Source organism: Pseudomonas sp. H26/SER47-MNA-CIBAN-0231 (genome assembly GCF_040310465.1).
GTDB classification, from domain to species: domain Bacteria; phylum Pseudomonadota; class Gammaproteobacteria; order Pseudomonadales; family Pseudomonadaceae; genus Aquipseudomonas; species Aquipseudomonas atacamensis.
This window is the reverse complement of record NZ_JBEOPW010000097.1, coordinates 1-266: the sequence shown is the minus strand read 5'-3', so window position 1 is coordinate 266 and position 266 is coordinate 1. Positions and strand designations below refer to the sequence as shown.

The 266-nt window shown below is 43.6% G+C and carries 1 protein-coding gene; it reads left to right on the top strand.

Annotation, left to right across the window (positions count from 1 at the left end):
* Positions 1-266, top strand: a 266-nt coding sequence (locus AAEZ10_RS27430) for a YhdP family protein (protein ID WP_350571827.1), incomplete at both ends; no start/stop codon positions are given.

Below are 266 nucleotides of genomic sequence, written 5' to 3'. Positions count from 1 at the left end.
ACCTCGATGCGTGGATGACATTTGCTCATCGTCAAATTCGTGATGGCATATTGGTTTTTAAACCCAGCTGGTTACAATGGCACGATGCAGACACCCAGCACAAATTTGCAATTAACTCAGGTTCATTGCTATGGACTCTACAACCCGATGGTTGGAAAATAGACAGCCACGATTTAGATTTATCGACCAATGATCAAACTTGGCCATCATTGACATTGGCAATTGGCACTCGCGAGGGTGACTTTTTTGGTTACGCTAACCAGATT